Source organism: Planococcus donghaensis MPA1U2 (assembly GCF_000189395.1).
GTDB classification, from domain to species: Bacteria; Bacillota; Bacilli; order Bacillales_A; family Planococcaceae; genus Planococcus; species Planococcus donghaensis_B.
This window is the reverse complement of record NZ_AEPB01000038.1, coordinates 78,074-92,276: the sequence shown is the minus strand read 5'-3', so window position 1 is coordinate 92,276 and position 14,203 is coordinate 78,074. Positions and strand designations below refer to the sequence as shown.

Genomic DNA, 14,203 nt, shown 5'->3' with positions numbered 1-14,203 from the left:
TCCAGGGTCTTCAGCTCGTGTGGTTTCCCCAGGAGTCACCGCCTTACGCTCTTCTTCTAATATGAGACATTAAGATATGTAGCAAAATAGCGTAGACTCCTGCGGGAAAGCGAAGTGCTGAAATCCACTCGGGCGCAAAGCCCGAGTTAGTTCAGCGCAAGCCCGCGGAAAGCGTAGCTATTTTGCGAAATATCTTCTTTCAAAAATGAATTATTAAGCTTCCATGAATTTTTGCGGAGTAATGCCTTCCATGCCGATCATTGGGTGGATCGAGTGGGCGTTTTCGGTTGTTAGGCTCACCGGTCCGCTTTGTTTTGTCTCTTCTTGTTGTTTAGTTTGCTGTTCGGTTTTAGGTTCTTCAGTAGTGACCGCTAGACGATTTTGTAAGGTGGTCATGCGCTGCGTGTCGTCTGTACGCTCGACCCCGTAGCGGAATGCCCCTGGGTCCCCGCAGAGAACGAGAAAGTCTTTGCTTCGCGTGATACCGGTGTAAAGTAAATTGCGTCGCAGCATCTTCATATAGCCTCGAACAATTGGCATAATTACAGTTGGAAATTCCGAGCCTTGCGATTTATGAATCGAACAACAATACGCTAATGTTAATTGATTTAAATCGCTTCGTTCATAAGTAACTTCGATGCCGTCAAAAGAAGCGACCAACATGTCTTGTTTTTCGACCGTTTCTTTTGCTTTCATGATGGCGACAACTTCACCCATATCGCCGTTAAAAACATTGCTTTCGGGTTGGTTGACAAGCTGTAATATTTTATCGCCAATACGATAAGTAATGTCCCCAAATACTAACTCTTTTCGTTTGCCGTCTGGATTTGGGTTGACCATTTCTTGAATCAGTCGATTTAAAGCGTCAATCCCTGCAGGTCCTTTGTACATCGGGGCGAGCACTTGAATGTCTCTGATCGAATGACCTTTGGACAGAGCACTTTTTACAACTTTTTCAACAACCATAGGAATTTGGTCAGCACCAGCTTTTATAAAAGAACGGTCAGATGTTTTCGCTGTGATGTCTTCTGGCAATTGGCCGTTTTTCATTTGGTGCGCAAGTTCTATGATGGATGAACCTGAAGATTGTCGGTATATATCGGTCAATTCGACTGTGGGTATCCGTTTTGATTCGAGTAAATCACGCAATACTTGTCCTGGTCCGACTGGTGGCAGTTGATCTTGGTCGCCAACAAAAATCAATTGCGCGTCTTCTGGTACCGCTTTTAGCAACTGGTGTGCGAGCCATGTATCGACCATTGACATTTCATCAATGATGATCAATTTGCCTTCGATTTCTTTTTCGGTTTCTTCGTCTTTTTCTTGACCATTAAAGCCAAGTAACCGGTGAATCGTCATGGCTGGCAGTTCAGTTGATTCACTCAAACGTTTCGCCGCACGTCCTGTTGGAGCCGCAAGAATGATTGGAAATGGTTCTTGTTTTTTGGCGTATTCTTTTGGATCAAGCGACAAGCCGTGCAGTTCGGCGTAAATTTCTACGAGTCCGCGAACGACGGTCGTTTTGCCCGTACCCGGTCCCCCTGTAAGGATCATGACCGATGAATTGATGCTGCTTTCAATCGCGTCAATTTGCGTCTCAGCATAATTAACCCCTAGTCGCTCTTCCGCTTCACCAAGCGCTTTACGAACTTCAGAACTCGGGAATTTCGCACGCGATTCTTGTTCTAATAATAATGTTTCTAATTTTGTTGCGATGCCCACTTCTGAATAATACAGCGATGGCAAATAAAGCCGGGTTTCTTCTCCAGCCACTTTGCCTTCTTCATTTAACTCGATTGCGGCTTTCGAAATGGCTTCAACCGGAATTTCTGCTTGTTGACGTGCTTCAAGCATTTCTTTGACCATCGGGATCAACGTCTTGGCATCCACATAGACATGACCATCTGATAACGAAGCTTGGTTGAGGATATGTAAAATAGACGCCTTGATGCGGTCTGGGTGACTTCCTGTAATACCTAGCTTCATCCCTAGTTCGTCAGCACGCTGAAACCCTATTCCTTCAATTTCTTCAATCAATTGAAATGGATTTTTTGTCAATATATCAATTGTTTCTTCACGGTACGCTTGATAAATGCGCATGCCAATTTGTGGACCAAAGCCCCAATCGTTTAATTGAATCATGACGCGTTCAAGTCCTAAATTCATTTGAAGCGTGGCACGAATCGTATCTTTTTTGTCATCGGATAACCGCGGAACTTTGTCTAAGGAATCTGGGTCTTCTAAAATCTTTTTAATGGCATCTTTGCCCAACTTTTTCACAATGGTTTCAGCGGTTTTTCGGCCAATGCCGTTAAACATATCACTGGATAAATAATGAATAATGCCTTGTTCGGTTTCAGGCACTTCTTTTGTGAATGTTTCTACTTGAAATTGAACACCGTAACGCGGGTGATTTTTTACCACGCCAGTAAAACGGTATTGCTCTTCAAGCGTTAACATGGGGAAATAACCAGAAACAATGATTTCTTTTTCCGTATAAGGGGTATTGGTTTCTTGGATTTTCACTTTCGCGATGGAGAATAAATTTTGGGGATTATGAAAAATTGAGACGACAGGACGCCCTAATACAAACTGTTTTTCTTCTTGAAATAAATCGATTTGTCCGGTCATGTCTGTCGTCTCCTTTTCATGTGGCTATTCCAAAGTTGTTGCGATCATATCGTAAGCATAGCGCGCCATTTCGTTGCGCTCATCTAACGTATACGCTTGTTTCAAGTGATACATAGCGTCTTCTTTTCGGTCTGTTGAAACCGCATAAAGAACACCTAAATTATAATGGGCATCCGAATGATTCGGATCTCTTCTGATCACTTCTAAAAATTGCGGTTCTGCTAGTTCAAACAATTCCATAGAAGCTAAGCTAATGCCATAACTCAAACGGGCTTGAACATCTGTTTCATTTAACTCAACTGCGCGCTGTAGATACGGAAGCGCTAGTTTAGGCTGATCCATTTTCTCAAAACATTTGCCGATCATGAAATGTGCATCTGCGCCTTCAATCTCGTATTGTAATGCTTTTTCATAAAGTTTCAACGCTTCTGAATAACGCTCTGAATTAAAGTATAAATTAGCTAAGCCGTAAAAAGCTGTTGCTGACGTTTCATCTAGCGTAATCGCTTTTTGGAAAAAGCGCTCTGCACGATCGATTTCGTCCATCGACGTTAACACGTGACCAAAATTAATATAGCCTAGTGGATTTTCCGGTTCTTCTTCAATTGCTTGTGTAAAAGCTTTAATGGCTTCTTCTGTATGGCCGTCTTGCAAGGCTTGAATTCCAATTTCGTTATAATTCATTGCTGTCTCTCCCATTAACCTACATATTCCAATCGTGCACCGTTTTTAAAAACGTGATCGATGGTTCCGCCACCTAAACATTCTTCGCCGTCATAAAAGACCACTGCTTGACCCGGTGTAATGGCACGTACTGGTTCTGCAAAAGTAACAATTGCACTTTCGCCTTTAAATTCTACAGATACGCCGACATCTTGCTGACGATAACGGAATTTCGCAGTACACTCTAAAATACCGCTTGGTGGAGTATTTGATGTGAAACTTAAGTTTACCGCAGTTAAGCTATCTGAGAAAAGAGCATCGTGATGAATATTTTGTCCCACATATAAAACGTTGCGCTCTAAATCTTTACCGATAACAAACCACGGGTCTCCTGCTCCGCCGATGCCAAGTCCTTGGCGTTGACCAATTGTGTAATACATTAAACCGTCGTGCGTACCCATTTTCACGCCTTCTAAGGTTTCCATTTGCCCCGGTTGTGCTGGCAAATATTGACCTAAAAACTCTTTAAAATTACGTTCCCCGATAAAACAAATACCCGTAGAATCTTTTTTCGTAGCTGTCGCAAGTTCTGCTTCTAGAGCGATTTCACGAACTTTTTTCTTTTCCATGTGACCAATCGGGAACATCACTTTCGACAATTGATGCTGATCTAATTGATTGAGGAAATAGGTTTGGTCTTTATTGTTATCTTTGCCACGCAACATTTTTGTTTCGCCATTTTCAGCATGCTCTACTTGTGCATAATGCCCCGTTGCTAAATAATCAGCACCTAGACTTAATGCGTGTTCAAGAAATGCTTTAAATTTAATTTCTTTATTGCACATAACGTCTGGGTTTGGTGTACGGCCTGCTTTGTATTCTTCTAAGAAATACGTAAAGACTTTGTCCCAGTATTGTTTTTCAAAGTTCACTGCATAATACGGAATGCCAATTTGGTTGCACACACGAATAACATCTTCGTAATCTTCTGTAGCGGTACATACGCCATTTTCATCGGTATCATCCCAGTTTTTCATGAAGATCCCAATAACGTCATAGCCTTGTTCTTTTAATAAATATGCAGCAACCGAAGAGTCAACCCCTCCGGACATGCCGACAACAACTCGTGTATCTTGTGGTGCTTTTGTCATTTTATTCACCTTTTCATTTTAATGCCAAACGCTGGCTGATTTGCGCTGTCTTTTCGGCAGCTTGTTTAATCGTTTCAGACGTTAATCCTAAACCGAAACTAAATCGAATGGAATTACGGATTTCAACGGCTTTTTCACCATACATGGCAACGAGCACATGAGAAGGATCGATTGACCCCGCTGTGCACGCCGATCCGCTAGAAGCTGATATTCCCGCTAAATCCAAGTTGATCAAAAACGACTCGATTTCAATGCCTGAAATGCTAAGATTTAAAATATGTGGCATGGAATTACTGCCATTTTCTTTATAATCAACGTTTTGTTTGTCTAAAACGTCTTTGAAAATCGTTTTAAATTGCTCGTAAGTTGCGGTTTTTTCTTCCATCGTCGCTAGTGCAATTTCGGCTGCTTTTGCAAATGCTGAAATCGCCGGCACGTTTTCTGTTCCCGCACGACGCTTACGTTCTTGCTCTCCACCGTATAGAAGTGGAGAAAGTGCCGTTCCTTTTCGTTGATATAAAAAGCCAACGCCTTTAGGTCCGTTTAGTTTATGTGCTGAAACCGATAATAGATCGACGTTTAACTCGTTGACGTCGATTGGTAATATCCCAAATGTTTGAACCGCGTCCGTATGGAACGTCACATCTGTATCTTTTAACAATTCACCAATTTCGGCAATCGGTTGAATGGTTCCAACTTCATTATTGCCCATCATAATCGATACTAGAATTGTATCGTCACGCAGCGCATTTTTCACGTCTTCTGCTCGCACGCAACCATTTTCGCCCACAGGTAAATATGTTACGTCATATCCTTCACGCTCTAGTTTTTCGCAAGCATGCAAGACCGCATGGTGTTCAATAACTGTCGTGATAATATGTTTGCCGTTCTTTTTTGCAGCCGTTCCAAAAATCGCTAAGTTATCTGCTTCTGTTCCACCATTCGTAAAGATGATTTCGTTGTCATCTGCATGAATGCTGTTAGCCAATAATTTACGTGCATCGTCCAGAACTTTGCGTGCTGCTCTACCGGTTGTATGAATGCTAGAAGGGTTGCCATAAACTGAGCCAAGCGCTTTAGAAAAAGTTGCAATTACTTCCGGATGCATTGGCGAAGTCGCCGCATGGTCTAAATAAATTCGATTCATAATTTGTAAACTCCTTATATATAATACATATAGTTTTCAGTTTCATCGTTTTTAGCATTAGCTAAATCTTCGATGGTGGTCGTGTCCAACACATTTTTCACTGCGTCCCGAATACGCACCCATAGCTCACGCTGTGGTTGCTTTTCGTCTTCGATGCCTTCAACTGGCTGAATAGGTCCTTCAAGAACCCGAATCACATCCCCAGCTGAAATTTCTTTCGGATGACGCGTCAGCATGTAGCCACCATATGCCCCGCGGACACTTTTAACTAATCCTGAGTTTCGCAACGGACCGACTAATTGTTCTAGATAGGCTTCAGAAAGGTCATTTTGTGCTGCGATTTTACGTAGCGGTAACGGACCTTCTCCATAATGTTTTGCTAGATCGATCATAATTGTAAGCCCATAACGGCCTTTTGTTGATATTTTCATGAGTACACCTCTAAGTTTGATAATTTTCTTAAGATTGCTATTCCGTAAACTAGCTGCGCTTTCCTTCGGGAGTCTCCGCTAGTTTACTCCATACTTGTTTGAAATAAATAAATTATTCTTGATAAAAAATCCAATTTACTCTTCTCGAACAATTTACTATATGCGACTAGTTTTATTAACAGAATAATGCTAATAATACATCGAAAAATCTCTAGTTTAACTACGTTTATTCTTCAAAACAGTATAGCATAATTCGACACGAATGGACTTGCAATGACTTTTGAAATCCTAAACGCTATACTGATAGAACGAATGCACGAAAGGAGTTTTTTTATGCACAACGAACCTTTAGCTTTTCGCATGCGTCCGCGAACCATTGACGAAGTTGTCGGTCAAAAAGATGTGATTGGCTCGCATACAGCCTTATATAAAATGATTAGCAACGGACATGTCCCGTCCATGCTGCTATATGGTGAACCTGGAATCGGTAAAACGTCCATCGCTCACGCTATTGCCGGAACGTCAAACTTACCTTTTATCGCATTGAATGCCACAACTTCTGGCAAGAAAGATGTCGAAGAAGTCGTTACCGAAGCTCGAATGACGGGCAAAGTGCTGTTGTTTCTCGATGAAATCCACCGCTTTAATAAACTACAACAAGATGCGTTATTGCCGCATGTCGAAAGTGGCGCGATTGTCTTGATTGGTGCGACGACTGAAAATCCGTTTCACGATGTCAATCCCGCGATTCGTTCACGTTGCGGGGAAATCAAACAGTTAAAACGTTTATCTCATGAAGATATCGTGCAGCTTTTAAACGCTGCCTTAACCGAACCCAAACGAGGCCTCGGCAACGAAGAAATTGAGATTTCCGAAAAACAAGTCGAACGCATTGCAGAAGGCACAAACGGTGATGCGCGAAAAGCATTGACGATGCTCGAGTCAATTGTCATTGCATCTGATGAAATTGATGGCAAGTATATTGTTGAAGATCAAATGGTCGAACAAATGATCAAACGTGTTGGTGTGTTTGGCGATAAAAAAGGATCTCACTTTTTCAATTTGCTCTCTGCATTACAAAAATCGGTTCGTGGTAGTGACGTAAATGCCGCGATGTATTACTTGGCGCACTTGCTTGAAAATGGTGATTTAACAGCAGTAACCAGGCGTTTACTCGTTATGGCTTACGAAGACATTGGACTTGCCAACCCAGCCGTTGGAGGGCACGTTCTTGCAGCGTGCCAAGCAGCGGATCGCTTAGGTTTGCCAGAAGCACGAATTCCACTGGCACAAGCAGTTGCTGAAATGTGTCTTTCCGAAAAATCCAATTCAGCTTATAAAGCCATTGATGCAGCGACTAGTGCCATTAACAAAGGTGAAGTCGGTGACATCCCGATGCATTTACGTGATACGCATTATGCCGGAAGCGCAGAACTCGGTCACGGTGGCTATCGCTATCCGCACGACACGCCGGTAGGTTCGTTTGGTGGCTGGGCAGATCAAGACTACTTACCGAAAGAAGTAAAAAAAGCGGAATTCTACAAACCAGTCATTGCTGGCGAAGAAAAGAAGTTCGCCGGGATTTATGAAAAGCTAAAAAGCTTCCGAAAAAATAAAAAATAAATGCACATAGACAAAAGCTGTTTCCTAAATTGGAAATGGCTTTTTTAGTTTCATTAAAACGACAGAGAAAAGCCGGCTCATGAAAAGAGCCGGCTACTAATTAATTCATGCGAACGCGTGTAATCGGAATAGATTTGGTAATGTCGTTAACTACCCAGCTCGCAGCAATCAAACCAACTGCAGAAGGTGTAAATGCGTTTGAGGACGGCGGCATCTGCGCTTTACGAATGCTTGCATCCGGCTTACCAACGTTCTCCACTACATCTTCACGAACAATGATTGGGCTTTCGTCTGAAAAAATAACCGGAATGCCTTTACGAATCCCAGATTGACGTAATTTCTTGCGAATAATTTTTGCTAATGGATCCGTATGTGTTTTTGAAATATCCGCGATTTTAAAGCGCGTCGGATCGGTTTTATTGGCCGCTCCCATGCTTGCAATAATTTTAATGCCACGTTTATAGCACTCTTCCATTAAATGAACTTTATAAATCATCGTATCCGATGCATCAATAACATAATCAGGGTTATAACTGAAAAACTCTTCACACGTTTCTTCTGTATAGAACATGTGTAAAGAAATAACTTTACACTCGGTATTAATGTCGGCGATCCGATCTTTCATCACGCCTGCTTTGGATTTTCCAACAGTTGATAAATTCGCAACTAGTTGACGATTGATATTGGTAATGTCGACGTTGTCCTTGTCCACAAGGATAATTGTACCGACACCGCTTCGTGCACATGCTTCAGCTGCAAATGAGCCTACGCCGCCGATTCCGAGGATTGCCACTGTTGAATTTTTTAATAACTCGATTCCTTTTTTACCTACTGCTAACTCGTTTCTTGAGAACTGATGTAACATTAGAGCCACTGCCTTTCAAAGTTGATACGCATAATAGGGATTATACACATAAAAAATCCCTTAGACAATAAATTGTCTAAGGGATAAAAATGATTTTTTTATTAAGAATCCCAATCGTGCCGTCTTTGTTGTTGCGCATCGTTTGAACCCGCTGAAAGCAGGTGGGTGACCTCTTCACCACTTATAACTTCCCGTTAAGGCATGTTAGCCATGGTGAAATGTGATCTCCCGACGACATAATGTTGGGTCAAAATCGAATTGCTTAAAACGAACACATCAGGATTCTCTATACCCGTATATTAACACAGCTTTTTTATTTAGACAAGTCTTTTACTTTAAAATTATTTATTATTCTGAATGTTCAGCGATAAACTCAATTCATCAAGTTGGGCACCTGATACCGTGCTTGGTGCATCCGTCAACAAGTCGCTAGCGCTTGCTGTTTTCGGGAATGCGATGGTATCACGTAAATTCGTGCGGCCTGCTAACAACATAACAAGACGGTCTAAACCGAATGCAATTCCACCGTGTGGAGGCGTGCCATACTCAAATGCTTCCATCAAGAAACCAAATTGTTCGTTTGCTTCTTCTTTACTAAAGCCTAGCACTTCAAACATTTGCTCTTGAATTTCGCGTCGATAAATCCGTGCCGAACCTCCACCTAGCTCATAGCCGTTTAACACAAGGTCGTAAGCTTGCGCACGAACACTTTGTGGATCTGTTGCCAATTTGTCTAAGTCTTCTTCAAATGGCATTGTGAACGGATGGTGAGCAGCATAATAGCGACCATCTTTTTCATCATACTCAAGTAATGGCCAGTCTGTGATCCACAAGAATTTGTAAACTGAACTGTCAATCAATCCTAATTCCTTACCAAACTTCAAACGAAGTGCTCCTAGTGCATCTGCAACTACTGACTTTTTGTCAGCAACAAATAGCAATAAGTCGCCCGCTTCTGCTTGAGCTCGTTCTGTTAAAGCAGTTGCTGCTTCACCTTCGAAGAATTTAGCAATTGGACCTTTCACGCCTTCTTCTTCTACTTTCAACCAAGCAAGTCCTTTTGCTCCGTAAACGGCTGCAAATTCACCTAATGCATCAATATCTTTGCGAGAATAATTAGCCGCTTGCCCTTTAACGTTAATCAATTTTACTTGACCGCCATTTTCAATCGCGCCAGTAAACACTTTAAATGCCGAATCTTTGACTAAATCCGAAACATCTACAAGTTCTAAACCAAAACGCACATCCGGTTTATCAGAGCCAAATCGATCCATCGCTTCTGTATAGCTCATGCGTTGGAAAGTGGGTTCAATGTCGACATTTTTTACATCTTTCATCATTTGAACCATTAGGCGTTCGTTCATGCCAATAATGTCTTCCATCGATTGGAAACTCATTTCCATATCAATTTGTGTGAATTCCGGCTGGCGGTCAGCACGTAAATCTTCATCACGGAAACAACGAGCAATTTGGTAATATTTATCAAAACCAGAAACCATCAACATTTGCTTAAACAATTGAGGAGATTGTGGCAATGCATAAAATTCCCCATCATGAACTCGGCTTGGCACTAAATAATCGCGTGCGCCTTCTGGAGTAGATTTTGTCAAAATTGGCGTTTCCACTTCGATAAATCCTTCTTCATCTAAAAAGCGACGAATCGATTTAGTGACGTCAGAACGCATTTTGAAAGTTTCGTACATCGCCGGGCGACGCAAGTCTAAATAACGGTATTTCAAACGCAAATCTTCGCTGACATCAGTGTTGTCTTCAATTGCGAACGGCGGATTTTTCGCAGCATTGATGACAGTTGCATGATCAACTTGCACTTCGATTTTACCTGTTTTCATCGTTGCATTAATTTGACCTGCTGCTCTTTCAACTACTAAACCGTCAATGTGAACAACAAATTCATTGCGTAACGATTCGCCAATTGCTGCGGCTTCTTTTGAAATTTCCGGATTGAAAACAACTTGAACAATTCCAGAGCGATCGCGAACATCCACGAAAATTAACCCACCAAGGTCACGACGCTTTTGCACCCATCCTTTTAATGTTACACGTTGCCCAATGACCGATTCGTTAACTTCCCCACAATAATGCGTTCTTGACATATTTATTCCTCCAGTGATTTCTTTTTCAATAAGTTTGATGCGATTTCGTCGAATGACATTTCCTGCTGCTCACCCGTCGCCATTTCTTTTAATGCCACTTTGCCACTTTCTAGTTCGGTTTCGCCGATAACGATAACGAATGCAGCTCCTTTACGGTCTGCTGATTTCATTTGTGCTTTTACTTTACGCCCTGTGAAATCCATATCTGCTGAAATGCCGTTGACGCGTAAATCACGAACCACTGCAAAGGCTTTTTTCTTTGTCGACTCATCCATCGCAACAACGTAAACTTCTAAGTTATTTGATTGACCAATAACGACTTTTTCCATTTCAAGAGCTAATAATAGGCGTTCGATACTCATCGCAAATCCAATTCCTGGTGCATCAGGACCACCTAAATCTTCAACAAGTCCGTTATAACGTCCCCCACCTGCTAAAGTTGTAATTGCGCCAAAACCTTCAGCATCGCTCATAATTTCAAATGCTGTGTGGTTATAATAATCTAAGCCGCGCACTAAATTCGGATCCACGACAAATTCAATATCCATGCTCGTAAGGTATGATTGCACTTCATCAAAATAAGCACGTGATTCTTCATTTAAATAATTTGTAAGTGATGGTGCGGTTGCCATTAACGGGTGATTGCGGTCTACTTTGCAATCCAAAATGCGTAGTGGGTTTTTCTCTAGACGTGTTTGGCAATCATTACAAAATTCATTGATGCTAGGTTCAAAGTGCTTGATCAATGCTTCTTTATGCGCAATGCGGCTTTCTGTGTCACCTAGAGAATTAATCACTAAACGCAATTTTTTCAGACCCACAGAACGATAAACTTCCATCGCCAGCGAAATGACTTCTGCGTCAATTGCCGGATCTTTAGAACCGATTGCTTCAACTCCAAATTGCACAAACTGACGCATGCGTCCTGCTTGCGGTCGCTCATAGCGGAACATAGGACCTGTATAAAATAATTTAACAGGCTGATCAGGCATACCAAATAATTTATTTTCTACGTAAGAACGAACAACTGATGCTGTGCCTTCAGGACGCAATGTTAATGAACGATCGCCACGATCCTGGAATGTATACATTTCTTTTTGAACGATGTCAGTCGTGTCACCTACACCGCGTTGGAATAATTCCGTGTGTTCGAAAATAGGTGTGCGAATTTCTTTGTATTGATACAATCTGCACAAGTCATTAATTTTTTGTTCTACTTCTTGCCATTTAGCCGATTGATCGGGCAGCACATCATACGTGCCACGTGGTGCTTGAATATTCATCTTTTGGTTCACTCCTTTATTTTTCCATACAAAAAAGCTCCCGCCCCTTGCTTTACGCAAGGGACGAGAGCTTGTATTAGCTTCCGCGGTTCCACCCTAGTTGATGCCAAAAGATGCATCCTCTCATTCCGGGTAACGGCCGGTTCCGTTTTTTCCTAGTAAGCGGCAAGCGCCTTTCAGAAAAAAGCCTCAAAAGTGTTATTCATCGCAGGTGTCTGTAGGAAAGTTTACAGCCCGAGACTTCCCCTCTCTTTTCAGCCAATTCATGCAACTACTTTCTTCGTCGTCAGCAAATATATAAGTATAATAAATCAATCTTAATAACTCCCTGAGAGCTTGTCAACCTTTTTGACACAAGCGCTTTGTTTTTTGATACTATGGAAGAGAAGTTTCTATAGGGGGTATGGCATGAAACATAAAGGGTCTATCGCAATTATTTCATTTATTTTATTCATAGCTGCCAGCTTTCCGTTGTTAGATAAAAATCACGTCTTTGCCGACACCGGCACCGTGGAAATTACCGGCACAACGGTCAATGTTCGTTCAGGTCCTGGACTTTCTTATAGCGTGACTGGTGACTTGGAGCAAGGCCAAACGGCAACTGTCGTATCTAAACAAGACGATTGGCTAGAAGTTCGCGTTGATGGGCAAGAAGGCTGGATTGCATCGTGGCTTACAACTGAAAGTGGAGATGCGGAAAAAGCATCTGGCCAAACTGCTGTTTCTTCAGTAAATGGCTTGAACGTCCGCTCACAACCCGATTTATCGGCAGCAGTCTTAACGAAAATGAATGCTGGTGACCGAGCGGAAGTAGTAAGTTCAGCGGGCGAATGGATTGAAATCAATTTCCGCAATTCACGTGGATTTGTTTCAAAACAATACATAAGTTTTGCTGAAGAATCTGAAGAAGCAACACCAGTCGAAACAGAGTCAAAAGAAGAACCACAAGAAGAGAAAAAAACCGCTATTTCTAAAGTTTCCTCTTTTGAAGTTGCAGTAAATGCATTAAACGTTCGCTCAAAACCTGACTTGAGCTCAAAAATTCAAGAGACGGTTCAGCAAGGTCAAGTCTTCCCCGTCTTATCTATGGCAGGCAATTGGGTTGAAATCGAATTGGCAAAAGACAAAATTGGCTGGGTTTATGCGTTTCATGGTCAATTGTCCGATCAAACGGTTGAGACGGTTCAAAGCGACTTAAATGAGTCAGTCGTCATCTTAACAGATGGTACAAATTTACGAACTGCAGCGACCACTTCTTCTGAAGTAGCTAGTCGCGCAAATGCCGGTGATAAATTAGCGGTACTTGCAAAGCAAGATGATTGGTATCAAGTATCATTGCCAGAAGGCAAAACCGCATTTGTCGCAGAATGGGTTGTCTCGACTGAAGAAGCATTTGCAAAAGAACAAAGTGAAACAATCGTCCGCAAAAAAGGTACATTGAACGGCCTAACTATCGTCCTAGACCCTGGGCATGGCGGTAATGACGGTGGCACAGTAGGCGTTCGCAAAACACAAGAAAAAGAACTAACGTTAAAAACAGCTGAAATTTTGTCTCATCATTTAAATGCCGCTGGCGCAGAAGTTGTCATGACTCGTCAATCGGACACTTATGTCGATCTTCGTACACGCGTTTCTGGTAGTCATCAAGCTGGCGCAGATGCTTTTATTAGCATTCATTACGATGCTACCGATGACAGCAGCATTTCCGGTTTTACGTCTTACTATCAACACGACTACCAACAAGAATTGGCTGAATATCTCAATGCAGAGCTTGGCAAAAAGCTCACTTTGAAAGACCGTGGAGTCCAACATGGCAATTACATGGTTCTTCGCGAGAATAAGCAGCCTGCTGTTCTTGTGGAACTTGGCTTCTTGAGTAATTTTAATGAAGAACGCGTCTTAACAAGCAAGCAGTTCCGCGAACAAGCAGCACTTGGTCTTTATACAGGCATCATCAATTATTTTGATGCTAAATTAGAAGAGTAAGTTGTCGCACGGAGGGAAATTCCTCCGTGCTTTTTTTGTGTATTTTGGGGTATCGCGCGTATTTTTTGTGGAGCGTGCGTATTTTGTTCCGTCCGCACGTATTTCTCGTGGCACGCGCATATTTTTCGCGGAGCGTGCGTATCCTTTTCCACCGCGCGTATTTTCTGCCGAACGTGCGTATTTCTCCCGCACCGCGCATATTCCTCGTGGAACGCGCGTATTTCCCTCCAACCGCGCGTATCCTCTCACGCACCGCGCATAACTCCTCCACCAACACAAAAAAAGAAGCACCAGGCAAACTCACCTAGT

10 protein-coding genes, 1 other RNA gene and 1 other annotated feature are annotated in these 14,203 nt (G+C 42.3%); of the genes, 2 read left to right on the top strand and 9 right to left on the bottom strand.

Annotation, left to right across the window (positions count from 1 at the left end; genetic code table 11):
• Positions 1-213: 213 nt before the first annotated feature.
• From recD2 to cymR, 5 genes are read right to left on the bottom strand one after another with little or no spacing between them, the layout of a single operon-like run.
• On the bottom strand, positions 214-2,631 hold the full coding sequence (gene recD2, locus GPDM_RS11460; RefSeq protein ID WP_008431549.1) for an SF1B family DNA helicase RecD2: 2,418 nt from the start codon (positions 2,629-2,631) through the stop codon (positions 214-216).
• Positions 2,632-2,655: 24 nt separating this feature from the next.
• On the bottom strand, positions 2,656-3,315 hold the full coding sequence (locus tag GPDM_RS11455; protein ID WP_192806512.1) for a tetratricopeptide repeat protein: 660 nt from the start codon (positions 3,313-3,315) through the stop codon (positions 2,656-2,658).
• A gap of 14 nt (positions 3,316-3,329) precedes the next feature.
• Positions 3,330-4,445: a tRNA 2-thiouridine(34) synthase MnmA gene (mnmA, locus tag GPDM_RS11450; protein WP_008431547.1), complete on the bottom strand. Its 1,116-nt coding sequence runs from the start codon at positions 4,443-4,445 to the stop codon at positions 3,330-3,332.
• A 13-nt stretch (positions 4,446-4,458) separates the two neighbouring features.
• Positions 4,459-5,592 (bottom strand): cysteine desulfurase family protein, encoded by a 1,134-nt coding sequence (locus GPDM_RS11445; protein ID WP_008431546.1) that lies wholly within the window; start codon positions 5,590-5,592, stop codon positions 4,459-4,461.
• Positions 5,593-5,606: 14 nt separating this feature from the next.
• The gene (cymR, locus tag GPDM_RS11440; RefSeq protein WP_008431544.1) at positions 5,607-6,023 is read right to left on the bottom strand and encodes a cysteine metabolism transcriptional regulator CymR; all 417 of its coding nucleotides are present in this window, start codon (positions 6,021-6,023) and stop codon (positions 5,607-5,609) included.
• Positions 6,024-6,356: 333 nt separating this feature from the next.
• Between cymR and GPDM_RS11435 the strand changes: the two genes are divergently transcribed.
• Positions 6,357-7,646: a replication-associated recombination protein A gene (locus GPDM_RS11435; RefSeq protein ID WP_008431543.1), complete on the top strand. Its 1,290-nt coding sequence runs from the start codon at positions 6,357-6,359 to the stop codon at positions 7,644-7,646.
• 100 nt (positions 7,647-7,746) lie between these two features.
• On the opposite strand, the gene GPDM_RS11430 is transcribed toward GPDM_RS11435, so the two are convergent.
• From GPDM_RS11430 to hisS, 4 genes are all read right to left on the bottom strand, one after another.
• Positions 7,747-8,511: a tRNA threonylcarbamoyladenosine dehydratase gene (locus tag GPDM_RS11430; RefSeq protein WP_008431542.1), complete on the bottom strand. Its 765-nt coding sequence runs from the start codon at positions 8,509-8,511 to the stop codon at positions 7,747-7,749.
• 103 nt (positions 8,512-8,614) lie between these two features.
• A non-coding RNA gene (ssrS, locus tag GPDM_RS16495) (6S RNA) lies at positions 8,615-8,797 on the bottom strand.
• Positions 8,798-8,852: 55 nt separating this feature from the next.
• Positions 8,853-10,625 (bottom strand): aspartate--tRNA ligase, encoded by a 1,773-nt coding sequence (aspS, locus tag GPDM_RS11425; RefSeq protein ID WP_008431540.1) that lies wholly within the window; start codon positions 10,623-10,625, stop codon positions 8,853-8,855.
• A gap of 2 nt (positions 10,626-10,627) precedes the next feature.
• On the bottom strand, positions 10,628-11,908 hold the full coding sequence (gene hisS, locus GPDM_RS11420; RefSeq protein ID WP_008431538.1) for a histidine--tRNA ligase: 1,281 nt from the start codon (positions 11,906-11,908) through the stop codon (positions 10,628-10,630).
• A gap of 56 nt (positions 11,909-11,964) precedes the next feature.
• Positions 11,965-12,204: a binding site (T-box leader), on the bottom strand.
• 112 nt (positions 12,205-12,316) lie between these two features.
• Here hisS and GPDM_RS11415 point away from each other — a divergent pair.
• Entirely contained in the window at positions 12,317-13,894 is a 1,578-nt protein-coding gene (locus GPDM_RS11415) for an N-acetylmuramoyl-L-alanine amidase family protein (RefSeq protein WP_008431537.1), read from the top strand.
• The last annotated feature ends 309 nt before the right edge of the window (positions 13,895-14,203 follow it).

What these genes read in the sequence shown, in the direction of transcription:
- recD2 (WP_008431549.1), bottom strand. Translation starts at nt 2,631, where the DNA reads ATGACCGGACAAATCGATTTATTTCAAGAAGAAAAACAGTTTGTATTA.
- GPDM_RS11455 (WP_192806512.1), bottom strand. Translation starts at nt 3,315, where the DNA reads ATGAATTATAACGAAATTGGAATTCAAGCCTTGCAAGACGGCCATACA.
- mnmA (WP_008431547.1), bottom strand. Translation starts at nt 4,445, where the DNA reads ATGACAAAAGCACCACAAGATACACGAGTTGTTGTCGGCATGTCCGGA.
- GPDM_RS11445 (WP_008431546.1), bottom strand. Translation starts at nt 5,592, where the DNA reads ATGAATCGAATTTATTTAGACCATGCGGCGACTTCGCCAATGCATCCG.
- cymR (WP_008431544.1), bottom strand. Translation starts at nt 6,023, where the DNA reads ATGAAAATATCAACAAAAGGCCGTTATGGGCTTACAATTATGATCGAT.
- GPDM_RS11435 (WP_008431543.1), top strand. Translation starts at nt 6,357, where the DNA reads ATGCACAACGAACCTTTAGCTTTTCGCATGCGTCCGCGAACCATTGAC.
- GPDM_RS11430 (WP_008431542.1), bottom strand. Translation starts at nt 8,511, where the DNA reads ATGTTACATCAGTTCTCAAGAAACGAGTTAGCAGTAGGTAAAAAAGGA.
- aspS (WP_008431540.1), bottom strand. Translation starts at nt 10,625, where the DNA reads ATGTCAAGAACGCATTATTGTGGGGAAGTTAACGAATCGGTCATTGGG.
- hisS (WP_008431538.1), bottom strand. Translation starts at nt 11,908, where the DNA reads ATGAATATTCAAGCACCACGTGGCACGTATGATGTGCTGCCCGATCAA.
- GPDM_RS11415 (WP_008431537.1), top strand. Translation starts at nt 12,317, where the DNA reads ATGAAACATAAAGGGTCTATCGCAATTATTTCATTTATTTTATTCATA.